The organism is Bacillus sp. 41-22, assembly GCF_025809295.1.
GTDB classification, from domain to species: Bacteria; Bacillota; Bacilli; order Bacillales; family Bacillaceae_G; genus Bacillus_A; species Bacillus_A mycoides.
This window is the reverse complement of sequence record NZ_CP084035.1, coordinates 4,592,766-4,613,396: the sequence shown is the minus strand read 5'-3', so window position 1 is coordinate 4,613,396 and position 20,631 is coordinate 4,592,766. Positions and strand designations below refer to the sequence as shown.

Annotated in this window: 30 protein-coding genes and 1 pseudogene; 17 read left to right on the top strand and 14 right to left on the bottom strand. The window is 35.2% G+C overall.

What is annotated here, in order from left to right; genetic code table 11:
• Positions 1–155 precede the first annotated feature (155 nt).
• The 5 genes from LCF45_RS23720 (at position 156) to LCF45_RS23700 (ending at position 2,982) form a co-directional block, all read left to right on the top strand.
• Positions 156–821: a PspA/IM30 family protein gene (locus tag LCF45_RS23720; RefSeq protein ID WP_002015754.1), complete on the top strand. Its 666-nt coding sequence runs from the start codon at positions 156–158 to the stop codon at positions 819–821.
• 80 nt (positions 822–901) lie between these two features.
• Positions 902–1,306 carry a DUF350 domain-containing protein gene (locus tag LCF45_RS23715; protein WP_002015753.1) on the top strand — a complete coding sequence of 135 codons (405 nt, stop codon included), beginning with the start codon at positions 902–904 and terminating at the stop codon, positions 1,304–1,306.
• Positions 1,307–1,327: 21 nt separating this feature from the next.
• Positions 1,328–1,834: a DUF4178 domain-containing protein gene (locus LCF45_RS23710; RefSeq protein WP_002129592.1), complete on the top strand. Its 507-nt coding sequence runs from the start codon at positions 1,328–1,330 to the stop codon at positions 1,832–1,834.
• A gap of 13 nt (positions 1,835–1,847) precedes the next feature.
• On the top strand, positions 1,848–2,666 hold the full coding sequence (locus LCF45_RS23705) for a DUF4247 domain-containing protein (protein ID WP_002129590.1): 819 nt from the start codon (positions 1,848–1,850) through the stop codon (positions 2,664–2,666).
• Between the two features lie 97 nt (positions 2,667–2,763).
• Positions 2,764–2,982 carry a hypothetical protein gene (locus tag LCF45_RS23700; RefSeq protein ID WP_033707954.1) on the top strand — a complete coding sequence of 73 codons (219 nt, stop codon included), beginning with the start codon at positions 2,764–2,766 and terminating at the stop codon, positions 2,980–2,982.
• Positions 2,983–3,120: 138 nt separating this feature from the next.
• On the opposite strand, the gene LCF45_RS23695 is transcribed toward LCF45_RS23700, so the two are convergent.
• Entirely contained in the window at positions 3,121–3,993 is an 873-nt protein-coding gene (locus LCF45_RS23695; RefSeq protein WP_000738210.1) for a YitT family protein, read from the bottom strand.
• 202 nt (positions 3,994–4,195) lie between these two features.
• Entirely contained in the window at positions 4,196–5,230 is a 1,035-nt protein-coding gene (locus LCF45_RS23690; protein ID WP_002129589.1) for a YdcF family protein, read from the bottom strand.
• A gap of 745 nt (positions 5,231–5,975) precedes the next feature.
• On the opposite strand from LCF45_RS23690, the gene LCF45_RS23685 reads away from it, so the two are divergent.
• Both LCF45_RS23685 and LCF45_RS23680 read left to right on the top strand, forming a co-directional pair.
• A complete protein-coding gene (locus tag LCF45_RS23685; protein WP_002089166.1) occupies positions 5,976–6,788 on the top strand; it encodes an S-layer homology domain-containing protein in 813 nt (270 codons plus the stop codon).
• Positions 6,789–6,872: 84 nt separating this feature from the next.
• Positions 6,873–7,106, top strand: a complete 234-nt coding sequence (locus tag LCF45_RS23680) for a spore germination protein (RefSeq protein ID WP_002129587.1) — start codon at positions 6,873–6,875, stop codon at positions 7,104–7,106.
• Positions 7,107–7,275: 169 nt separating this feature from the next.
• On the opposite strand, the gene cydB is transcribed toward LCF45_RS23680, so the two are convergent.
• Positions 7,276–8,304: a cytochrome d ubiquinol oxidase subunit II gene (gene cydB, locus LCF45_RS23675; protein ID WP_002129586.1), complete on the bottom strand. Its 1,029-nt coding sequence runs from the start codon at positions 8,302–8,304 to the stop codon at positions 7,276–7,278.
• Complete coding sequence (gene cydA, locus LCF45_RS23670) at positions 8,294–9,643, bottom strand: cytochrome ubiquinol oxidase subunit I (protein WP_002129584.1); 1,350 nt, start codon at positions 9,641–9,643, stop codon at positions 8,294–8,296. The genes cydB and cydA overlap by 11 nt, the downstream gene beginning before the upstream one ends.
• 223 nt (positions 9,644–9,866) lie before the next feature.
• Between cydA and LCF45_RS23665 the strand changes: the two genes are divergently transcribed.
• Positions 9,867–10,430, top strand: a complete 564-nt coding sequence (locus LCF45_RS23665; protein WP_263894321.1) for a beta-class carbonic anhydrase — start codon at positions 9,867–9,869, stop codon at positions 10,428–10,430.
• Here LCF45_RS23665 and yidD read toward each other — a convergent pair.
• Positions 10,427–10,663, bottom strand: coding sequence for a membrane protein insertion efficiency factor YidD (yidD, locus tag LCF45_RS23660; protein WP_002112460.1), 237 nt, complete (start codon positions 10,661–10,663; stop codon positions 10,427–10,429). The genes LCF45_RS23665 and yidD overlap by 4 nt on opposite strands.
• 128 nt (positions 10,664–10,791) lie before the next feature.
• Here yidD and luxS point away from each other — a divergent pair, with 128 nt between their 5' ends.
• The 4 genes from luxS (at position 10,792) to LCF45_RS23640 (ending at position 13,271) form a co-directional block, all read left to right on the top strand.
• On the top strand, positions 10,792–11,265 hold the full coding sequence (luxS, locus tag LCF45_RS23655; protein ID WP_001141371.1) for an S-ribosylhomocysteine lyase LuxS: 474 nt from the start codon (positions 10,792–10,794) through the stop codon (positions 11,263–11,265).
• Positions 11,266–11,501: 236 nt separating this feature from the next.
• Positions 11,502–12,263, top strand: a complete 762-nt coding sequence (locus LCF45_RS23650; protein ID WP_098632321.1) for a MerR family transcriptional regulator — start codon at positions 11,502–11,504, stop codon at positions 12,261–12,263.
• Entirely contained in the window at positions 12,260–12,955 is a 696-nt protein-coding gene (locus tag LCF45_RS23645; RefSeq protein WP_002129582.1) for a DMT family transporter, read from the top strand. The genes LCF45_RS23650 and LCF45_RS23645 overlap by 4 nt, the downstream gene beginning before the upstream one ends.
• 1 nt (position 12,956) lies before the next feature.
• Positions 12,957–13,271 (top strand): DMT family transporter, encoded by a 315-nt coding sequence (locus LCF45_RS23640; protein ID WP_002129581.1) that lies wholly within the window; start codon positions 12,957–12,959, stop codon positions 13,269–13,271.
• A gap of 27 nt (positions 13,272–13,298) precedes the next feature.
• Here LCF45_RS23640 and LCF45_RS23635 read toward each other — a convergent pair whose 3' ends face one another.
• The 6 genes and pseudogenes from LCF45_RS23635 to ytzI form a co-directional block, all read right to left on the bottom strand.
• On the bottom strand, positions 13,299–13,529 hold the full coding sequence (locus LCF45_RS23635) for a YczI family protein (RefSeq protein WP_063226026.1): 231 nt from the start codon (positions 13,527–13,529) through the stop codon (positions 13,299–13,301).
• A gap of 11 nt (positions 13,530–13,540) precedes the next feature.
• Positions 13,541–13,763 (bottom strand): annotated as a pseudogene (locus LCF45_RS27090) (hypothetical protein).
• Positions 13,764–13,792: 29 nt separating this feature from the next.
• Positions 13,793–14,026, bottom strand: a complete 234-nt coding sequence (locus LCF45_RS23630; protein ID WP_002129577.1) for a hypothetical protein — start codon at positions 14,024–14,026, stop codon at positions 13,793–13,795.
• A gap of 340 nt (positions 14,027–14,366) precedes the next feature.
• Entirely contained in the window at positions 14,367–14,597 is a 231-nt protein-coding gene (locus tag LCF45_RS23625) for a DUF3953 domain-containing protein (RefSeq protein ID WP_002089156.1), read from the bottom strand.
• Between the two features lie 13 nt (positions 14,598–14,610).
• A complete protein-coding gene (locus LCF45_RS23620; protein WP_048517047.1) occupies positions 14,611–14,841 on the bottom strand; it encodes a DUF3953 domain-containing protein in 231 nt (76 codons plus the stop codon).
• Positions 14,834–14,983, bottom strand: a complete 150-nt coding sequence (gene ytzI, locus LCF45_RS23615) for a YtzI protein (RefSeq protein ID WP_002129575.1) — start codon at positions 14,981–14,983, stop codon at positions 14,834–14,836. The genes LCF45_RS23620 and ytzI overlap by 8 nt, the downstream gene beginning before the upstream one ends.
• 83 nt (positions 14,984–15,066) lie before the next feature.
• On the opposite strand from ytzI, the gene LCF45_RS23610 reads away from it, so the two are divergent.
• The 3 genes from LCF45_RS23610 to LCF45_RS23600 all read left to right on the top strand — a co-directional run bounded on the left by LCF45_RS23610 (position 15,067) and on the right by LCF45_RS23600 (position 16,593).
• Entirely contained in the window at positions 15,067–15,384 is a 318-nt protein-coding gene (locus LCF45_RS23610; protein ID WP_002089150.1) for a hypothetical protein, read from the top strand.
• 84 nt (positions 15,385–15,468) lie between these two features.
• Positions 15,469–15,948, top strand: a complete 480-nt coding sequence (gene mutTA / locus LCF45_RS23605; RefSeq protein WP_002015736.1) for an antimutator 8-oxo-(dGTP/GTP)ase — start codon at positions 15,469–15,471, stop codon at positions 15,946–15,948.
• Between the two features lie 108 nt (positions 15,949–16,056).
• Positions 16,057–16,593: a DUF3267 domain-containing protein gene (locus LCF45_RS23600; RefSeq protein WP_263894320.1), complete on the top strand. Its 537-nt coding sequence runs from the start codon at positions 16,057–16,059 to the stop codon at positions 16,591–16,593.
• Positions 16,594–16,682: 89 nt separating this feature from the next.
• On the opposite strand, the gene LCF45_RS23595 is transcribed toward LCF45_RS23600, so the two are convergent.
• A complete protein-coding gene (locus tag LCF45_RS23595; protein ID WP_002129571.1) occupies positions 16,683–17,357 on the bottom strand; it encodes an HAD family hydrolase in 675 nt (224 codons plus the stop codon).
• Positions 17,358–17,450: 93 nt separating this feature from the next.
• Between LCF45_RS23595 and LCF45_RS23590 the strand changes: the two genes are divergently transcribed.
• Positions 17,451–18,569: a hypothetical protein gene (locus LCF45_RS23590; protein WP_002129569.1), complete on the top strand. Its 1,119-nt coding sequence runs from the start codon at positions 17,451–17,453 to the stop codon at positions 18,567–18,569.
• Between the two features lie 225 nt (positions 18,570–18,794).
• Positions 18,795–19,022, top strand: a complete 228-nt coding sequence (locus LCF45_RS23585; RefSeq protein ID WP_002129567.1) for a hypothetical protein — start codon at positions 18,795–18,797, stop codon at positions 19,020–19,022.
• A 34-nt stretch (positions 19,023–19,056) separates the two neighbouring features.
• Here the strand turns inward: LCF45_RS23585 and LCF45_RS23580 are convergent, their stop codons facing one another.
• Both LCF45_RS23580 and LCF45_RS23575 read right to left on the bottom strand, forming a co-directional pair.
• Positions 19,057–19,863: an ABC transporter permease gene (locus LCF45_RS23580; RefSeq protein WP_002129566.1), complete on the bottom strand. Its 807-nt coding sequence runs from the start codon at positions 19,861–19,863 to the stop codon at positions 19,057–19,059.
• The gene (locus LCF45_RS23575) at positions 19,856–20,620 is read right to left on the bottom strand and encodes an ABC transporter ATP-binding protein (protein ID WP_263894319.1); all 765 of its coding nucleotides are present in this window, start codon (positions 20,618–20,620) and stop codon (positions 19,856–19,858) included. Before LCF45_RS23575 ends, LCF45_RS23580 begins: the two co-directional genes overlap by 8 nt.
• Between the last annotated feature and the right edge of the window lie 11 nt (positions 20,621–20,631).

Here is a 20,631-nt window from a genome sequence, read left to right as displayed (position 1 = left end):
TGGCTGTATTTTGGAAATAACATGTAAGGACATATTAGTTTTGTTATAATAAACACATAGGCTGTAAAAATGAATATTCTTTACTGTTAAGGGAGATTTTTCAGTTTTCCAAGTAGTGAATTTGAAATATGAGGTAAGTCATAGGAGGAATTAGAATGTCTGTATTTAAACGATTACGAGATTTAACAATGTCGAATGTATATTCATTAATTGAAAAAGCGGAAGATCCAGTTAAGATGACGGATCAATATTTACGCGATATGCAAGCGGATGTACAAGAAGCTGAGAAAAGTGTAGCAGCTCAAATTGCACTTGAGAAGAAATTCAAAATATTATTTGAAGAGCAAGAAGCACTTGTGAAAAAACGTGAAGAGCAAGCTCATATGGCTGTTCAAGCAAGCAATCTTGACCTTGCGCGTCGTGCTCTTGAAGAAAAACAAAATGCAGAGCAAAAGATGAATGAGTATAAAGCGAGCTATGAGCAAAACAAAGCAGCTGCTGATAACCTTCGTCTTAAGCTAGAAGAAATGCGTAAGCAATTAACAGAGCTGAAAAATAAACGTGAAACACTTGTTGCACGTGTAAATGCAGCGAAAGCACAAAAGAATATTAATCAGGCGATGTCTGGATTTGATTCAAATTCAGCAAAAGCTGGTTTAAGCCGTATGGAAGAGAAAGCACTTCAATTAGAGGCTGAAGCAGAAGCAAGCGGTGAAATTTACAAGAAAGAAAAGTCGTTAGATGATGAATTCGCAAGCTTAAACAAAAATTCTGTTGTTGACGATGAATTAGCTCGTATTATGAAGCAGTACGAGAAATAATATAGAATAGACAAAGAAACCGACATGTCTGAAGAGAATTCATGTCGGTTTTCTATTACTTTTTTAGAGGAGGTTTTGTAATGACGTGGATGAATGTTTTAGCTATGCTTGTATGGACTGGAGCGAGTGCGGTACTTTTATTTGCAATTATGTGGGTTGATTCGATTTTTACAAAATACAATGATTTAAAAGAAATGAAAAATGGAAATACAGCAGTGACAACGCGTTTCGTTATGAAATTATTTGCGCAAGGGTACATTTTATCTCAATCTATAACGAAAGCGAATGACTTATGGCAAGCGCTTCTTGCCTCAGCAGTTTCATTCGTTATTTTATTAATTGTAGAAATGTTCATTGAGTTTGTGTTAAAGAAAATGTCTGGTTTAGATTTAGAAGAAGGAACGAAAGAAGGCAGCTTAGCACATGCGTTGTTAGCTGGTTCATTACATATCGTTGGTGCACTTATTTTAGGTGCTTGTTTATAAAGAGAAAAGGAGGGGTAGATTGTGAGTTTATTTAAACGTATTAAAAATATAATGAAGAGTCCGGAGCCGCCGAAGCCAGAAAAGAGTCTTTTAACGTTGGCTCCTGGCGATATGATTGAAGTCTCGTTAGTCATGTACGAATTAACTGGGAAAATGAGCATGCATTCTCGCAAGGAGATTATTTTAACTTTGCAGGATGGGAAAGATATTCGTTATTTGAAAATTGAAGACCGTGAAAATACGTATTACAAATTGTATACACCGATTGATGGTCGTTTAGATTCAATCGATGAAATTCCGACGACGATTGAAATGGATGATATAGAGTATCATATGGAAGAACAATATAATGGACGTGTTGTTGTTATGGGGAAAACACCATTCGCTGCTTCAGAAGAACAGTACGTATGGGAATTCCAATCTGATAACCGCAAATTATTACGTGTTGAATGGCAAAATGGTCGCACAATGATGTATGAGGGAGAAGTAATTATTCCTGCTGATGTACAAATCATAAGAGCAACATAAGGGGGGCGTAATCATGTCAAACCGATTGTTTACCATGATTAAATCGTTCGTGATCCCTATACTTGCTATCGTTACATTACTTGTTATTGCCGGTTATGCTTTATCGGGCTGTCAAAGTGGTCAGGCGAAGTCAATTCAGGACCGTTACCCACTAGAGTCTGTCGCAAAGGATGGTAAACAAGAATCTTACGTGTATAGGGCCGCCAATCGGTCAGTTCCTGAAGTTGCAAAGGAACTTATAGCCGAAAGGAAACCGAAGCAAGCATCTAAAGAAGACGAAAATCAAATGTTCCTCGTTTATTCTGATAAAATGTATAATTTACAAAAGGATAAAGAGAAACCATCTGATACGTTAATTGAAATAAGCAATGAAGAATTTGTCCGTCAAAATTACCAACCATCCTTCTTACAAGGATATATCATGGGGAGTATATTAAACGATATATTCGGTTCACGCAAATCATCATACGGTGATTATCGCGGATATAATGACAGACAAAATCATAAACCGGTGATCCCGGAAAGACCACCTACGAAAGAGGAAAAGAAAACCCCGCCTCCAATTACGAAGGAAGGGAAAGGATCTATTATTAAGCGAGGCGATAATGTAGATCCGAAATCATCTGTAGGTGATAAAGGAAGTATTACGGAAAAAGGAAGTAAAACGACGCCACCGCCTTCTACCGGAAGCAAAGGGAAAATTACGAAAAACCCGGGTGGCTCGAGTGGATCTGATGTGAAGCCGAAATCATCCATTAAAACCCCACCAAAGAATACGTCGCCCCCGAAAACAAGGGTTGGCGGTTCAGGGAAAATTATGAAGAGAAGATAGTATAGAGACCGAAAAGTGGAATTTGCTTTTCGGTCTTTTTATTATGGGAATTAATTCCTTATAGCTGGTACAATTAAGTTATAAGGAGGAGATTATTATGAGTATATATAAAAGGTTTAGTTTGATTATGTTCCTCGTCTTATTCCTCAGTTTGTTTATTAGCACAACGATGAAATTTCACTTTATAGTAGGTATTCTATGGATACTGTGTACATGTACTCTCTTTCTATATGTTCCGCTTCGCTTTCAGCATGAAGTGCCCGCCTTTCAAAAGTCCGTCGATTGGATTAAAAGCGGGGGAAGATGGGGGGAGTAAAATGTATCAACGGTTTTTCGATTATATCTATCGTAGCTCAAAATATATCAACGATTCGAAAAGGAATATCGATTTACCAACTTCATAATAAAAAGAGGCTGCACCAATATTTTGGCACACCCTCTTTTTTCATAATGATTAATGAATATCACGTTTCTTAAAGTTACCGCCTTTTACTTCAGCTACGTCATAAACTGTAATAAAGGCATTAGGATCGATTTCATTAATCAGGTCCTTCATTTTACTTTCTTCTAAACGGTTAATTACACAAGAAATTTCTTTGAATTTCTCTCTTGAATAACCACCATATACTTCGTTATACGTTGCGCTTCGGCCTAAACGATCGCGAATTGTTTCTACCATTAATTCAGGCTCTTTCGTGATGATTTTAAATGTTTTCGAACCACTTAAACCAACTTCAACGATATGAATCACTTTCGAAGCGATAAAGTAAGCAATTGCCGAAAGGATAGCCCCTTGAAGACCAAATACTGTTGAAACAAAAATAAAGACAAACATATTTAAGAATAAAATAAGGTCACTTGTTCCAAAAGGTAACTTACGAGAAAGTAATACAGCTAGCATATCGATTCCATCTAATGCGCCGCCGTTACGTAAGGCTAGTCCCATACCGAAACCGATAATAATACCACCAACAACTGTAACGAGTAGTGTATCGCCTTCAATAATAGTTGGTATTCCGTGCATGACAACGGTACCTATTGCTAATGAAGCAATCCCGATGATGGAATAAATTGCAAAGCTTTTACCGATTTGTTTATATCCTAACCAAACGAAAGGAATGTTAATAACTGCGATTAGAGCTCCTAATGGCAATCCAAATAATCTTGAACTAACGATACTTAAACCAGTCACACCACCGTCGGATACGTTATTTGGAATTAAGACAGCTTCTAATCCGTACGCTGTGATAAATGCCCCAATAATAATCATCAAAGCTTTTGAAGCAATTTTCAGCTTATTGGGCTTACTCTTGATCATTTTTTTCATATAATTTCCTCGTTTCAAACTAGTTTCTTTTTCTTACATGTTTGCTAATCAGTTCGATTCATGCCTAACAACCATTTTAACATTATATTTGAAAAAATTCTCCTTTAATGGATGTATGCAGGGAATATTATCACCATAGTACCATTAAAATATTTTTGAAATTCGTATAAGAAATCCCATCCTTTTAAAGGATGGGATTTTGTTAAGAAAGTATAAAACTAACGACTGTTAGGAATAAAGCGAAACCTAAAATAGTTCCACATATTTTCATATGGCGCTTACGCCCCATAACGACAATTGCGACATATTCGCGAATCATTGCATTAGGCCAGTAATAAAAGGCTGTTTTTGATCCGATTCCTTGGCTATTAAGGCCAGCTTGTCTTGCATATATGCCAGCACGGAAAAGATGGAAATTATTCGTTGTAAAAATACTTTTATACTTACCTTCTGGCTTTAAAGAATCCATAATTTCTTTAGAGAACGACATGTTTTGATATGTGTTTACAGAACGATTTTCTTGTACCGTATGTTCAAGCGGAATGCCTTTTTCAACAGCATAATTTTGCATCGCTTCTGCTTCCGGAAGACCTTCATCAGGCCCTTGCCCACCAGAGAAAATGATTGTTGGTGGTGTATTCACAGCGGCTTGCTTCCAATAAAAGTCGATTGCTTTATTAATGCGACTTGCAAGTAAGGGTGGCACTTTGTCATTAATTAAGCCGCTACCAAGAACGATGATGAAATCTTGATTACGTCTCGGTCTATTGAATTGGTATAGAAAATAAGCGCTTAAGAAGTTAGATAAATGTATAAAGAAATACATAGTTACAAGAGAAATAGCAGCAAAAATAAATTGAAAATGCTCTGAGAATAAACTTGCTGGATTTATGATAGGGATTAGTATACAGAATAAAATCCCTAAAGCAGCAATTAAAGTTAAAGAGTTTGTAAAGCGTCTTCCTTCACGCCTCATCAAGATTCTCGCATTAAGAAATAGTCCAAACATTAGAGCAACGATGCCAAAAGGTATCATGAAAAGTAGAGCTAACATGGGTAGAATAACGATGAAATGTAAAGTGTTACTACCAGATGCAAACGAGGCGATTGCACAAAATAATAGAAATGAACAGAAAAAGGCATTAAATAAAAAGCCATTTATTATTTTTCGTGGATCTTTTAAGTAAGAGATAAGAAAAATAATAAACAATATAAGAGGAATGATTCCGAAAAACATAAATATAGTACACCTCAATTTGTATAATGTTTTATTGCATCCTTAATATTACATGATTTTGAAGATGTTGATAAAAAAATAACGATTTAGAATTTTCTCAACAATTGATATAGTTAAATATGGTAAAATGTATTCAAAGTGATATATTAAAAGTAAAATGGTTGAAGAGGCACTCTGTGGAGTGTCTTTTTCTTTTTGGTATGTAATTATGCATATTATGTTTATTTTCAAGGGAAGAGGATTAAAATATAAGTTGTGGATACACGCTATAAAGCAGAATTTTATATTAATATTTACCTCTACTCTTTTTGTACCTAACAATCTTGTAACAATTCATGATTCTGTTTTCTAGTGTGTGTTTACAAAAAGCGGGATGGGGTATATATAAACAGGGGAAAGGACGTCTTCTTGAAAGGCGTCTTTTTGTTTCTTAGTATAGATAATTTCCACTATTAACGTAGTGCAAACTATCTATACTAAACATTAGCAATCTTCCGTATAAAGATTATCAATTTACTATATATTCCAGTGGTGTTAAGCTACATATGAAAGGCTTTCTTTTTCAAAATATTACCCCTAATAAATTTTGAAAGAGTCAACTGTCTCCAAAATTGCCATTTGTGCTTAGCAAAAAAAGAATCCTTCGGGGTTCTTTTTTTGTATTCGACAGAATATGACAAAATGGATTTATATAATTTGTTATATTGTTAAATGGTTATTATGGAAAAGAGAAGGAGACTTAAGTATGGGATTTAAAAAATTACTTTTAACAGGTGCAATTGTTGCAACTACAGCATTTACTTCAATCGGGACAGCGCAGGCAAGTACTCAGTTTAAAGATGTTCCAAACAATCATTGGGCTTATAAGGCAATTATGGATTTAGCAAATAAAAACATTGTTGCTGGATATGGAAATGGGATTTTTGGATTTGGTGATGATGTAACTCGTGAGCAAGTTGCAGCCCTTATGTTCCGTCAATTAAAGCCAGCAGTAAAAGAACAGTATAATAATCCGTATAAAGATGTTACTGATCGTTCGACTCAGTTTAAAAAAGAGATTCTTGCTTTAACAGAGATCGGTGTATTCGCTGGAGATGACACAGGGAACTTTAGGCCGAAAGATTCGTTAACTCGCGATGAAATGGCACAAATTTTAACAAAAGGGTTTCAATTGCAAATTAGAGGGGATCATAATTTCCCGGATGTAGATAGAAATGGATGGGCGAATCCTGCGATTACTGCAGTTAAATCAAATTATATTACAGCTGGAACTGGTGATGGTAAATTCGCACCTAGAATGCATGTAAGTCGTGAGCAATATGTTCAGTTCTTATATAACGCGACATTACCACTTGAAGAAAGACCAGGAGCAAGACAAGAACAACCACAACCAGAGGTGAAGCCGGAACAAAAGCCAGAACCAAAACGCTTTGCTAACTGTAAAGAAGCAAATGATGCTGGAGTTTACGATATTACAAGAGATAGTCCGTATTACGGTAAGCATTTAGATCGTGATGGCGATGGAATTGCTTGTGAGAGAAAGAAGAGCGGTAAATAAGAAAAAAGCACTCAGCCTGAGTGCTTTTTTCTTATTCACACATGCTATTTTTTTAGGCGATTCTCATAGAATGGGAGTAACGAAATGAAAGTAGGTGATAAAATGCCAGCTATTGTGGAAGGGGTTATTATTGAGAACTGTAATGGGACAATTAACTTAGGTGATAAATATAACGTACATCCAATTGAAAAAACGAAAGCTTATAATGGATCGGGATCTTCAAATACCGGATTAAATGTGAGGACATTCAGTGGTATTAGTACGGCAGATGTAACGGATGACGATGTGTATGACCAAGTAATTCAATCTACGTTATAATTTTTATATGTAAAATTGCATAAAATGATGTGCTTGCCCTGTGATACAATTTAGTTGTGAGCTGTTAGTGATTCTTCTTTATCATAGTTGTTAGATTAGAAATGTAACATCTTATCGAAAATCATACGTAAAATAAAAAAGACACTTCGCTCGAAGTGTCTTTTTTATTTTAGTGATATCCTTTAGCAGAGTCTTTATGAATTTTATTTTTAAATATGCTGTAGCTCCAAAGCTGATATCCAATAACGATTGGTACCATGACGATTGCAACGAAGAACATAATTTTTAAATTTAATTGACTACCAGCTGCGTTGTATAACGTTGTACTATAAGCGTCGTTAATACGAGATGGTAACATTCTTGGGAACATACCTGCAAAACCAGTTGTCATAAACATTGCGATTGTTAAGCAAACGAATGTGAATGCAAGGCCGATTTTATGTTTGTACACCATAATAAGTGTGAGTACACTCATTAACATTGCAAGTACTGGAAGAATGAATAGTACAGGATATTCCGTGAAGTTTTGAAATAAATTTGTACGATTTGCAGTTGCGACATAGAAGATAGCTAAAATGATAGCAGCTGCCATTGAAAATGGTCTTGCAATTTTATAAGCACGATCAGATACTTCGCCAGTTGTTTTAATCATAATCCAAAGGGCACCAGATACGACGAATATAGCAGTGAAGAAAAGACCGCCTAAAATACCATAATGGTTTAGTAAGCTAAGTAAAGTTCCTTCATAACCATCTTTTCCGATTTGCAGCCCGTAATACAGGTTAGCGAATGTAACACCGAATAAGAAGGCGATTAGGAAACTACCAATTGTAAATGCCCATTTACAAGTTTTTTGCCAAATTGGTGAATCGTCTTTATGCATAAATTCAAGTCCAGCGGCACGAGCAAATAGTGCAAGTAATACTAAAAATAGTGGTGTATATAGGTAGCTAAACATATTTGCATATGTGACTGGAAAGGCAGCAAATGTTGCACCACCAGCTGTAATTAACCATACTTCATTACCACCCCAGAACGGGCCGATAGCTTCTTGTAATTGATTTCGTTCTTGTCGGTCTTTCGCAACGAATGGGAAAATCATTCCGTTACCGAGTGCGTAGCCATCAAGAATGAAGTACACTGTCCAAATTACGCCCCATAAACCGAACCAGATAATTGCAAGCATATCATGAGACATGAGCCGCACCTCCTTCAGTAGCAGGTTCTTCTAATGCAGCGGGTCCTTTTTTCGCGAACTTCAGCATTAAGTATACGTCTGCAATTAAGAGTAAAGTGTAGAACAATATTAAACTAATTAATGAGAACCAAATTTGTGGAACTGATATAGGTGACACGGATTCTGCTGTACGCATTAGTTTATAAACTGTCCACGGTTGACGACCTACTTCAGCGACAATCCAGCCAGCATTAATTGCAATATATGGAAGTAAAACAGACCACATTGTAATTTTTAAATAACGTTTTGAGTTTTCTAGTTTTCCTTTTCGGTTTAAATAGAAACCGTACCAAGTTAATGCCATAAAGAACATGCCAAGTGCAACCATTAAGCGGAAGCTATAGTACACGAGGTTAACATTTGGACGATCTTCTTTTGGAATATCTTTTAAACCAACAATTTCTCCATCAAATGAGTTTGTATAGAAGAAACTTCCGAGCTTTGGAATAGTAAGTAGTTCAAAGTTTTTTTCATTTTTCACATCAGGAATTTGAATGATTGAGAAGCCTTGTCCTTTTCCGGTTTCCCAAACAGCTTCCATCGCAGCTCCTTTTGCTGGTTGATATTTAGCAGCTGATACACCGGATTGATGGCCCATAAATGGTGTAATTGTTGCGGCGAATAAACCTAACATTAAACCAAATTTAAATGATTTTTTGAAGAATTCCACTTCGTTTTTACGTAGTAAGTGATATGCACTAATTGCCATAACGAAGAAAGCACCGACAATATAACAACCAATTACAGTGTGGAAGAACATATTCCATGCATATGGATTTGTAACAAGTGCCCAGAAGTCATTTAATTCAGCGCGGCCGTTACGTACTACGTACCCAACAGGATTTTGCATGAATCCGTTTGCAGTAATAATCCAAAGGGCAGAAATATTTGTTCCAAGTGCAACCATCCACATACAGAAAGCACGGAATTTTGGTGAGATTTTGTCTTTACCGAATAACCATATTCCCATGAAAGTAGATTCTAAGAAGAAGGCAACGAGTGCTTCGATTGCGAGAGGTGATCCGAAAATATCCCCCATATATTTGGAGTACTCAGACCAGTTTGTTCCAAATTGGAATTCCATCGTAATCCCAGTTATAATCCCCATTACGAAGTTAATTGTAAAAAGTTTTCCCCAGAAATTTGCCATTTTGCGGTATGTTGGATTCAATGTGCGGGCGTATTGAGTTTCCATACATGCTACTAAAATAACAAGTCCGATTGTCAAAGGTACAAATAAAAAGTGATAAAAAATAGTAATTGCAAATTGAAAACGACTTAGTAACAGAACGTCGGACATAATAAATATTCACTCCTTTTTTACATTATCTACAATCAGTTTATAGTGAAAAAACGTTTAAAGTATGTGAGACTTGTTACAAAGGTGTGTGTATATTTTGAAAGAATTATGTCGATTATCTGAAAAATCCTATTTTTACTATAAAGCAATATCCTTTTTGAGTTTTTCAAATTTTGGTACACTACATATGTAATGTAAATGAGAGAAAAGAGGGTTCTTTACTATGAAGTCATTAGAAGAGATTTTACAATACAATGAAAAATTCGTTGAAGAGAAAAAATACGAAGAGTATGAAGCAGGAAAATTTCCAAATAAAAAAATGGTAATTATCTCTTGTATGGATACTCGTCTTGTTGAATTATTACCGAAAGCAATGAATATGCGTAACGGTGATGTGAAAATTATTAAAGTAGCAGGCGCTGTTATTTCACATCCATTCGGAAGTATTATGCGTAGTATTTTAGTCGCTGTATATGAGCTTGGAGCTGATGAAGTATGTGTTGTCGGTCATCATGATTGTGGTATGGCAAAAATTCAAGCAAGCAGTACAATTGAAAAAATGAAAGAGCGCGGCGTAACAGAAGAGAAATTAGATACACTTCGTTATTCTGGAATCGATTTAGAAAGATTCTTACAAGGGTTCTCTAGTGTAGAAGAAAGTGTAGAACATAGTGTGTCAATACTCCGCAACCATCCGTTACTTCCGGAAGAAGTACCTGTTCACGGTCTTGTTATAGATCCTGACACAGGAAAATTAGATTTAGTTGTAAATGGTTACGACAATTAAGAATTTACTTTGTCATCCTTTTTATCTGGGACAGGATCAAATCCTCCTGGATGGAAAGGGTGACATTTTAATATACGCTTACATGTAAGCCAAAATCCTTTGAAGGCACCGTGTTTTTGAAACGCTTCTAATCCATAATGAGAGCAAGTCGGATGAAAGCGGCACGTTGGCGGTGTCATCGGAGAAATGAACTTTTGATAAAAGCGTATAATACCGATAAAAATCTGTTTCATAATGGTCTCCTTTTCAGCATAGTCTTAAAGTATTATAGCACGACAGTACATAATACTTTACTAATGTGCATTTCCGTTATATCATATTGGATATAACGGAATTAAATTAAAAGCGGGAGAGATGTTGTATGCCATCAGTAGAAAGCTTTGAATTAGATCATACGATTGTAAAGGCACCTTATGTAAGACATTGCGGAGTTCACAACGTAGGTAGCGACGGTATTGTAAATAAATTCGATATTCGTTTTTGCCAACCGAATAAACAAGCAATGAAACCAGATGTTATTCATACGTTAGAACATTTATTAGCATTTAATTTACGTAAATATATTGATCGTTATCCGCATTTTGATATTATCGATATTTCACCAATGGGTTGCCAAACAGGATATTATCTTGTAGTAAGCGGAACACCGACGGTTCGAGAAATCATTGATTTATTAGAACTAACATTAAAAGATGCGGTTCAAATTACAGAAATTCCAGCTGCAAATGAAACACAATGTGGCCAAGCGAAGCTTCACGACTTAGAAGGAGCACAACGCTTAATGAACTTCTGGCTAAGCCAAGATAAAGATGAACTTGAAAAAGTATTTGGATAAAGAAAAACTGCCTGTGAAAGGGCAGTTTTTTTATTTGTAAAAGAGAAAGGTACAGATTTTATATAAAAACAATGAGTTTCACTTATGAGCATTTTTAAGAAATGAAAGGCAGTAGGTGAATATATTAATGAGAGCTCCTGTTTAAAAAACAGGAGTTTTTTGTGTGAATGGAGTATTGACTTTAACGTATACGTCAAAGTTTATAGTGAAGATAAATAAGGCGTGAGGAGGAAACGATGGATAAGTATAGCATTGGTCAAATTTCAAAAGAAACGAATGTAACGACGAGAACACTTAGATATTATGAGGAAATTGGATTATTAAAACCGTCGTACGTTGCCGAGTCAGGATATCGTTACTATTCAAAAGATGATGTAATTACATTGCAACAAATAACAACGTTTAAAAAGCTTGGTTTTAAGCTTTCGGAAATAAAAAAAGTGTTAAAAGAGGAAAAGGGAAATTCAGAAGAAAGATGGAAAAGTGCAATTCAAAATGAGATTCGAACAATACAAGCAGAAGTAAAAAGATTACAGGACTTAGAAAAACTATTATATACAACATTTCATTCCATTGAATTAACAGGGGAGCTTAAAACAGAGGATTTAATGTTATTTATAAAATCCGTACAGGGAATTGATCAGAGGGAGAAATTTTGGAAAAGGTATTTTAATGAGGAAGAGCAGCAGATTATTCAGGGCTTACCAACATTTGAAGAAAACGATAAAAGAACGAAAGAGTGGTTGCAAGTATTAAGAGAAATTCGTGAGCGTATAAATGAACCAGTAGATTCACCAGAAGTTCAACAATTGGCGGAAAAAGTAGTGGATTTTTCCATGCACGTATTTCAAGAGGATGAACAATTAATAAATAAGTATTGGGAATTAATTAGACCTGAAGAGGGGGAGATTGCAAAAGTATATGGACTTGATTCGGAAACAATGGAGTATATAGATGAAATGGTAGAGTATTATTTGAAAAAGGAGGAAGATAAATGACAGCTATGCAAAAAGAGAAGCTATATGGAAAGGAGCACGCACGATTAGAGCGGCAATACTTTTATAAACATGTGAGCATTTTCATTCTTGCACAGCTTTTATTTATTTTTGTAATAGGGCTTGTACCAGCTCAAGAGTTACCAAGTGGATCTTATATTCTTCATATGAAAGAATGGATTTTGAATAAACAAATAGGCTTTTATAAAAATGAAACTATTAATACCATTGTCAGTGTTTGGACATCGGTACTTATGATTCATTTTATATGGGCGATGTCTTACATTCTTTTTCCGAAAAAGAAACGTAGCTCTTCAAAACAAGAAATGCGACAAGAGGTAAAAGAAGAAGTGAAAAAGAAAAAGGAGATTAGTACAAATAGGGCGTGGCTGTATTTAGTATTTGGAGGCTTAATCGAAATATATTGGGCAACAGGATTAAAAACAAATTCGATGAGTATTTTGACACTTATTGCAATTTTATCTAGCTTTCATCTATTAATTGAAGCAACTAAAAGAATCCCAATTGGAACGGCATATGCAGTATTTACTGGAATTGGGACAGTGGGAACGATAGTAGTAGATATTTTATATTTTAAAGAGCCATTTTCGTTTATTAAAATTTTTCTTGTTTGTTTATTAGCATTATTTATTATCGGATTGAAATTTAGTGGCGACAAGGAAGAGGTGAAATAAAATGGCATGGATGTATTTAATTATAGCTGGGCTCTTTGAAATTGTCGGTGTAATTGGGATAAAGAAAGTAGCAAAAAATAATAGTTGGACGAATAATATTATTTTAATAGGTGGTTTTATTATTAGTTTTCAATTTTTAACGATGGCGCTTCAAGAAATTCAGTTATCCATCGCATATGCAGTTTGGACTGGAATCGGAACGCTCGGGGCAGCAGTTGTCGGTATTTTATTCTTTCAAGAACCTAAAAACGCTTTTCGGATTATTTGTATCGTTGGGATTATGGGGACGATTATTGGATTGAAAGTAGTGAGTTAAAGAAGAGCAAAATCTGCTCTTCTTTTTTTATGAAAGTAGACTAGACACTCCAACATATAAAATAAAGGCAGAACCGAGAAAATAAACAAATACTTTTGCTTTTTGCCGCTCTTTTATTTCATCAATTCCAAAAAGGATAAACATAATACTTAAAAGGATAAATACGAATGGTAAAAGCATAGAGAAGTTTGAAAAGAGGCTAAATAGGGCGAGAATAAGAGCGATAGTCGCTATTATAATTCGAATGTTTTTTAACATGAAATCCTCCTTTAGAAGAACAGTATAAATGGAATAACAAAAACAATCGTAAAAAGACTTAAACCGATGCTAATAGCTCCAATTTGTTTTTGTTGTTTTTGAATCGTCTCAATTCCTACTAAAATGCCATACAAATGGTAGGTGAAAAGATTTGTATGGCATTGTAAATGTACTGTATAAACATAGAATCAAAGTAATAAAAACGATGATTAGTTGTATTTGTTTTATGTGCATTTTAGCCCCTTTTAAGTAGAAAGAGTTAGTTACCTGGAGATAATAATTATAATAGCGACGATTAAAGTAAATACGCCAGAAAAGAAGGAGAGTGTACTATGTACTTTCTTTCCTTTCTGTTTTTCTTCTGCGCTCATGATGAAAGTCATAATAGATAAGGCAATAAGCATATAGGGCATCGTAACAAGCGGGTTTGTAGATATTCCATATAGAGCGAGAGAGATGACAATAAGAGCGGATATGATGCGAAATGTTTTTAGCATACTACCACCTATCTTCTTGTAGTTTTAAATTAGCCTTCAATGTAATAACAGTTCGTAGTTGGTATTTAAAGTTTCATTCTACATGTAACGAAGGTAGTTCGATATTACAATGAAGAGCATAAGAATAGAAACGAAAAAATGCGAGATACCCATTGATTTTCTTCCGGATTTCAGTTCATTAATTCCTAGAAGAATAAAGAAACAACTGAGAGCAAATTGCATGTATGGGAGAAGTGTGAAATTATCGGTAGCAAGAGAATAAGTGCAAAGAGAGATTGTGAGAAGCATGAAAAAATAGCGTATTCCAGTTAGCATCGAATTCCTCCTTTAAAGAGACTATTTATCGAAATATTTCTGAGAAGCCAAGAAATAAAGCAACAGCTCCTGCTAACAGAGCAAGTATGCTACCACCTTTTTGCTGTTTTAAGATTTCCTCTATACTAATAATGAAAGCCATCCCCCCTAAAAAGATGAACATATAAGGCATGATTTCCCTATTACCAGTAAAAAAGCTATAGATTGCTATAGATAAAGCAATAAGTGATAAAGTAATCCGTAATCCTTTCAGCATAAAAGACCCTCCTCTATTTTATGTAGGTAATGATAAAAACAAGCCAAATGAAAGCACCAGCAACAATGCAAATAAATCCGGTTCCTGAATCCTTCTTTTTTATTTGCTCAATTGCGATGAGAAACATTAAAGCTCCTAATAGAAATTGTGAAAGTGGTAGAAAGTTATTTTGACCTGTCAGTAAACTAATAGCGGATATGATGATGACACTGAGTGCGATTAAAATGCGTAGTATATTATGAATGCTCTTTACTGTTTTTTGTATAAGGGTTATCTTCTGGTTTATCAATCGAATGTTTGTAAGAATAGCCTTTATTAATCGTCATAACGGAGAGTACCAATACGATCAGTACGATTATAATGCCGATAATTAATATTTTGAGCATGAAATCCCTCCTTTTCTTTATTTTACATAATTTTGTAATTGATGAAAACAATAGAAATTAAAAGGATGAAAGAAGGGTGTTACATGGAGAATAAAAAAACATATTATATATCAGTTGGAAATGGTCAAATTTCGCAAGTGAAGACGGCGGATACGTATAATTTTGAAATTTATGCAAATGACGAAGAGATTACGGAGTTAAGAGAGTATTTTGATCAAGCTTATGAAGAGGACTTAGGTTCGTATGTACGCTCTCACGTTCCATTCGTTGAGTATCATCACGATTCGAATAATGATCGATATGATGAACAACTACAAAAAGCATATAAAATGATTTATGATCTAGGGAATCATGAAACGAAAGAATTAGTCGCACAAATGGGAATAATCAATGGATTGTAATTGGATAATATTATGCAGAAAAGCGAGAATATGCTACAATTTGTGGTAGGAAAAACTTGTAATCATCAATAGGGGAGTAATGGCATGTACAAATTTAAAGATTATTACCACAACACTGTACAATTATCGTTTGAACGTTACCCATTTTCTCCTGAGCCAAAGCATGTTTGGGTTGTATGCCGGTACGGGGATCAATGGTTATTAACGCATCATTTACGCCGTGGTCTTGAATTTCCAGGTGGTAAAGTAGAACTCGGGGAAACACCGGAAGAAGCGGCAGTTCGAGAAGTTCATGAGGAAACCGGCGGCATAGTTTCTGATTTAACTTACTTAGGGCAATACAAAGTATCCGGAAAAGACAAAATAATCATTAAAAACATTTATTTTGCAACAATTAGTGCGGTAGAGCAACATACGCATTACGAAGAAACGAAAGGGTCTGTGTTATTAAAAGACATTCCTGATAATATTAAAACTGATAGAAAATTTAGCTTTATTATGCGCGATGATGTATTAGCGCGTACGATGAAACATATAGAAGAAATCGGCTGTTTTACGAAGTAAAATGGCCGGTTTCTTTTTTTATGTTCAAAATGTAAATATATCTTTATATTATTTTGGGTATATTATACAATTTTGTAAAGATATATTTACATTTTAGGAGGTGAAAAGGTGGATAACAGGAAAGAAACAACTGTCTCTGTTTCAATGGTTAAATTAAATGTTTATTCATTTTTTATAATATTTGCTCTGGCGATTGGAATTGGTTATTTACATGCGCTTTTTTCAGGTGAGTTTCAAATTGAAATTACATTGCCGATTATGTTTCTTTTGATTATTGGAATGATTATTCTCGTTTGTATTCATGAGGCAATACATTTAATTGGATTTCGTTATATCGGAGGTGTTCCGTGGAGTGAACTAAAATGGGGCGTCAATTGGAAATTAGGTGCTGCATATGCTCATTCTAAACAGGTGATTACAGTAAAGCAAATGAAGACAGTGTTAATGCTTCCGTTTTTACCAACTGGAATTTTACCAATTGTATTGGGATTAGCTATGAATCTGGAGCCACTCTCATTTTTAGGAATTCTACTAACAGCAGGTTGTATCGGTGACATTGCTTTATATAAAAAAGTTTCAAATTTTCCAGATGATGCGCTAGTTAAAGATCATCCGAGTAAACCGCAGTTTACAGTATATGAATAATAAAGGAAGAGGAGGCGTTTTTGAACAACGGCCTCCTTTTTTTGTTGGTAAATCGATATATTTCAAAAATCGCTGATATAATTTATTTACTATTGTATTGTTTTTACCTCCACCTCTAAAAACGAAAGCACCTCTAATAAATCATCCACCACACGTGAATGTTCAAAGTCACCCCAAAATAAATCTCTCTTCCAAACGCCAAGAATCCCTACTTGTTCAGAAGCAAGCACATCATTTTCTGGATGGTCTCCAACGTAAAGGCATTCTTCTGCTTTAACATTTAGCTTTTGCAAAGCTCGTTCGAAAATCTCAGGATGTGGTTTTTTAATTCCTTCTGCTTCTGAAATGAAAATTGTGTTTGTATACGTATGTATGTTTAGTGCTCGAAGGTTGCTCATCTGAAATTTAGTAAAGCCGTTTGTAATAATACCAATTTTAATGTTTCGCTGTTTTAATTGTTGAAGTAGTTCATGCATGTTTTGGAAAGGAATACAATGATGTTGGAAGTTTGTAATGTAGTCGTGCAGCAGTTGCTCTTGCGTTAAAGTGGTAATGTTGTATTCGCAAAGGAGAGTGGAATATACCTTATCTTTCCACGTGTAACCATTATTGTCGAGTTCGAGAAAACGAGAGCAATACTCGAATTTTTCTATGTTTATCAAATGAAAGGCGAAGCGATTATATTGATCACGAATAAATTGCTCTAAAGATTGACGACGATCTAATAGTGTTCCATCTAAGTCAAATAAGACTGCTCGAATCATGGGAAACCTCCATACAGTTTTTATAATTAATTATCGCATATTCGTTAAAAAATGATTATGATATTTTTGTAGAATGGAATAATGGAGGGGCGTATGAAGAAACTGTATGGCAAGTTAATGTGTTTTATGATTTCAATGGGCTTAGTAGCTGGATGTGATATGTCGGAGCAAACTTCGAAAAGAGAGAAAAAAGATGTGTGCGAAACGACAGAAGAATGCACACAAATAGGTGATAAAACACTTCAAAAAGTATATAAAAAGATAGATGGACTTTCAGAACTTGAAGTACTAGAGGATTATGATTTAGAAGGACATTCAAGTAACGATATGAAAGAAGCAGAAATGAAAAAAAAGGATGATGAAAATTATTTCTTTTTAGCTTCTTATTATATTGATGGTGATGAAATTGTAGATCCTTATTTCGATAAACTAGATCGCAAACGATTGAATAAGGCTTTTGCGGAGGATAAGGACGCGAAAGAAGAAGTATTAAAGCAACGTCAAGATAGGGATTATCATGAATCGTTATGGGAGATGTATAGCACGCTTATTCCTGCTAAGTATCGCACTGACATAAAAGAGTTTGATATGGTAACAGATGGATACGATGGAATTGTCGCTCATGTTATGCCGAGTATGGAGTATCCGAAAGAGTGGACCATTAGCTTAGATACGCTTGATTCTGCAGTAAATATCGATCAAGTGATGAAAACATTAATACATGAGACGGCTCACGTATTGACACTGGGACATAAACAAATACCAGTAAATGAAAAGTACTTAAAGGCTTTTGAAGAAGATAAAGATATTTCATCATACCAAAATAAATGTAAATCTCTTTTCTTACAAGAAGGATGTGCGAAGGAGAGCTCTTATATAAATCAATTTTATAATTCTTTCTGGAAACCAATTGACCAGGAGTGGACAGAAAAGAAAGTGGAAGAAAGCGAAGAAGCTCAAATTGAATTTTTTAAGGAAAAGCATGGTGAGTTTGTTTCACTGTATGGGACGACAAATGTAGCAGAGGATATTGCGGATACATTTACAGCGTTTATTTTACAAGATTCAAAAAAGGTGAAAGAAGGAACAGAATTAAAATATAAAAAAATTGCCTTCTTCTATCAATTCTCCGAGCTTGTAAAAATGAGAGCGGAAGTGTTAGCTGGGTTATATAATGTGTCGAAAACGATGGAACAACCAAGTGGACACTAATGCGAATTATGTGTTCGATATATTTTAGCCAAGGGAAAACGTGAAGAATTGTAGTTCTTTGCGTTTCTTCATGTTGATAAAATTGAAAATTCTGTCTTTTTTAAAAAAGAAGAAGGAACTGAATCATTAAAATAGAATTAGTATAAAAACGTCACAAATTAGACACAATTATAATGCGCATAGTATAGGGGCTATAAGTTTACTCTCGAGGAGGTAATGAAACGTATGAAAACGATTCTTGCTGTTGCTGGTCTCATTTGGGTAATGTCTCACGGTTTTCCGATTTTTGAAGGGGAGCAAATTCGTAGTGCATTAAATAAAGAGTTTAATGATTATCATATTATTGATCGAAAAGATAATGTCGTTACGGTGCGTGTGAAAGATTGTTTCCATACAGTTACGGTTGCTAATGGGAATATTGCAGACGATTCGAAAATGTGTGATAAAAGGTAAGAGAAAGAAGCTGACTCTAGCATATCGCTCTAAGTCAGCTTTTTTTTCGTTTTCCAATAAGGAGTTTTTCAAATGCCTCGACAAATACATACATAAGAGTTGCGAGGACGCAAGTGAGCAATACACTGAGCAAGACGAGTGTGAAGTTAAAGACTTGGAATCCGTAGCTAATTAAATAGCCAAGTCCTTGTTTAGAAACGAGGAGTTCCCCGAAAATAACACCGACCCATGATAAGCCAACATTCACTTTTAACGTTGAAATAATTGCAGGGAAAGATGAAGGGAGAATAACGTGCTTATAGCATTGCCATTTATTTGCGCCAAATGTGTCCATGACCTTAATATAGTTGGAATCGACTTCTTGAAATGCGCTGTAAATAACGAGAATGGTAATGATGATAGAGATGATTACCCCCATTGCGATAGAGGATGAAATATTTGGACCGAAAATAACAATGATGATTGGACCGAGTGCAACTTTTGGCATTGCATTTAGGACGACGAGATAAGGATCAAGTACGCGGGCCAAAAGTGGCATCCACCAAAGGAGAGTAGCAATAATAGCTCCAAGTACAGTTCCGAGAATAAAACCTACTCCTGTTTCAAGTAATGTCGTCCATATGTGGACCAAAAGTGAACCGTCAATCCATTTCGTTAAAAAGAGATCCCAAATACTTGAAGGAGAACTAAAGAGTAAAGGATCAATCCATTCTTTTTTACTAGCTATTTCCCATAGTGCAAAGAAAAGAACAAGAAGTACAAGTTGTAAAGAGCGAGCTAACCATGCATGTTGTCTTTCTTTTTTTCGAAACTGTTCATGTAGTTGTTTTATATTATCCAAGTCGTTCCAGCTCCTTCCATATTTCTTGGAAGAGGGATGGGAAGTCATGGTGGTGGCGTGCTTCTAACGGCGATAAGGAACGGATACTTTCTGGGACGATGAATGTTTTTGCGATTTTTCCAGGGTTCGCCTGCAGTAAATAAATACGATCACTCATCGCAATTGCTTCTTCAATATCATGTGTCACAAGTAGGGATGTTTTCTTATAGTTACGTAGTAATGTGAAGACGAGATCTTCTAGTTTTAATTTTGTTTGATAATCAAGAGCGGAAAATGGTTCATCTAACAATAAAATTTTTGGGTCGGTCGCTAATGTTCGAACGAGTGCAGCACGTTGGCGCATACCACCGGATAGTTCACGAGGGTATTGCTGTTCTATATCATATAGGCCGACTTGTTTTAAAAGCTTTAATGTATGTTCTTTCGTATTTTCATCATAAACCTTCCGAATATGAAGTCCGAGCATAATATTTTCTTCAATTGTTTTCCACGGAAACAAGTAATCTTGCTGGAGCATATAGCCCATAGAGGGGGTCTTACTTGCAATCGGTTCACCATCTAAAAATACGATACCTTCAATTGGATCGAGTAGACCTGCGATGATGGAGAGGAGCGTTGTTTTTCCGCAACCACTTGGACCAAGGATTGAAATAAATTCGCCTTCGTCTACTTGCAAACTCATATCTTCAAGAATAAGTTTGGCATTTTCTTTTGCAAAAAAGCAGTGAGAAACGTTACGTATTTGTAAAAAGCTCATACACTTCGCCT

What these genes read in the sequence shown, in the direction of transcription:
- LCF45_RS23685 (WP_002089166.1), top strand. Translation starts at nt 5,976, where the DNA reads ATGGGATTTAAAAAATTACTTTTAACAGGTGCAATTGTTGCAACTACA.
- yidD (WP_002112460.1), bottom strand. Translation starts at nt 10,663, where the DNA reads ATGAAACAGATTTTTATCGGTATTATACGCTTTTATCAAAAGTTCATT.
- LCF45_RS23625 (WP_002089156.1), bottom strand. Translation starts at nt 14,597, where the DNA reads ATGCTGAAAGGATTACGGATTACTTTATCACTTATTGCTTTATCTATA.
- cydA (WP_002129584.1), bottom strand. Translation starts at nt 9,643, where the DNA reads ATGTCCGACGTTCTGTTACTAAGTCGTTTTCAATTTGCAATTACTATT.
- LCF45_RS23720 (WP_002015754.1), top strand. Translation starts at nt 156, where the DNA reads ATGTCTGTATTTAAACGATTACGAGATTTAACAATGTCGAATGTATAT.
- cydB (WP_002129586.1), bottom strand. Translation starts at nt 8,304, where the DNA reads ATGTCTCATGATATGCTTGCAATTATCTGGTTCGGTTTATGGGGCGTA.
- mutTA (WP_002015736.1), top strand. Translation starts at nt 15,469, where the DNA reads ATGTACAAATTTAAAGATTATTACCACAACACTGTACAATTATCGTTT.
- LCF45_RS23610 (WP_002089150.1), top strand. Translation starts at nt 15,067, where the DNA reads ATGGAGAATAAAAAAACATATTATATATCAGTTGGAAATGGTCAAATT.
- LCF45_RS23575 (WP_263894319.1), bottom strand. Translation starts at nt 20,620, where the DNA reads ATGAGCTTTTTACAAATACGTAACGTTTCTCACTGCTTTTTTGCAAAA.
- LCF45_RS23695 (WP_000738210.1), bottom strand. Translation starts at nt 3,993, where the DNA reads ATGAAAAAAATGATCAAGAGTAAGCCCAATAAGCTGAAAATTGCTTCA.
- LCF45_RS23585 (WP_002129567.1), top strand. Translation starts at nt 18,795, where the DNA reads ATGAAAACGATTCTTGCTGTTGCTGGTCTCATTTGGGTAATGTCTCAC.
- LCF45_RS23630 (WP_002129577.1), bottom strand. Translation starts at nt 14,026, where the DNA reads ATGCTAAAAACATTTCGCATCATATCCGCTCTTATTGTCATCTCTCTC.
- LCF45_RS23645 (WP_002129582.1), top strand. Translation starts at nt 12,260, where the DNA reads ATGACAGCTATGCAAAAAGAGAAGCTATATGGAAAGGAGCACGCACGA.
- LCF45_RS23635 (WP_063226026.1), bottom strand. Translation starts at nt 13,529, where the DNA reads ATGTTAAAAAACATTCGAATTATAATAGCGACTATCGCTCTTATTCTC.
- LCF45_RS23640 (WP_002129581.1), top strand. Translation starts at nt 12,957, where the DNA reads ATGGCATGGATGTATTTAATTATAGCTGGGCTCTTTGAAATTGTCGGT.
- LCF45_RS23595 (WP_002129571.1), bottom strand. Translation starts at nt 17,357, where the DNA reads ATGATTCGAGCAGTCTTATTTGACTTAGATGGAACACTATTAGATCGT.
- LCF45_RS23690 (WP_002129589.1), bottom strand. Translation starts at nt 5,230, where the DNA reads ATGTTTTTCGGAATCATTCCTCTTATATTGTTTATTATTTTTCTTATC.
- LCF45_RS23665 (WP_263894321.1), top strand. Translation starts at nt 9,867, where the DNA reads ATGAAGTCATTAGAAGAGATTTTACAATACAATGAAAAATTCGTTGAA.
- ytzI (WP_002129575.1), bottom strand. Translation starts at nt 14,983, where the DNA reads ATGCTCAAAATATTAATTATCGGCATTATAATCGTACTGATCGTATTG.
- LCF45_RS23590 (WP_002129569.1), top strand. Translation starts at nt 17,451, where the DNA reads ATGAAGAAACTGTATGGCAAGTTAATGTGTTTTATGATTTCAATGGGC.
- LCF45_RS23680 (WP_002129587.1), top strand. Translation starts at nt 6,873, where the DNA reads ATGAAAGTAGGTGATAAAATGCCAGCTATTGTGGAAGGGGTTATTATT.
- LCF45_RS23715 (WP_002015753.1), top strand. Translation starts at nt 902, where the DNA reads ATGACGTGGATGAATGTTTTAGCTATGCTTGTATGGACTGGAGCGAGT.
- LCF45_RS23650 (WP_098632321.1), top strand. Translation starts at nt 11,502, where the DNA reads ATGGATAAGTATAGCATTGGTCAAATTTCAAAAGAAACGAATGTAACG.
- LCF45_RS23705 (WP_002129590.1), top strand. Translation starts at nt 1,848, where the DNA reads ATGTCAAACCGATTGTTTACCATGATTAAATCGTTCGTGATCCCTATA.
- luxS (WP_001141371.1), top strand. Translation starts at nt 10,792, where the DNA reads ATGCCATCAGTAGAAAGCTTTGAATTAGATCATACGATTGTAAAGGCA.
- LCF45_RS23700 (WP_033707954.1), top strand. Translation starts at nt 2,764, where the DNA reads ATGAGTATATATAAAAGGTTTAGTTTGATTATGTTCCTCGTCTTATTC.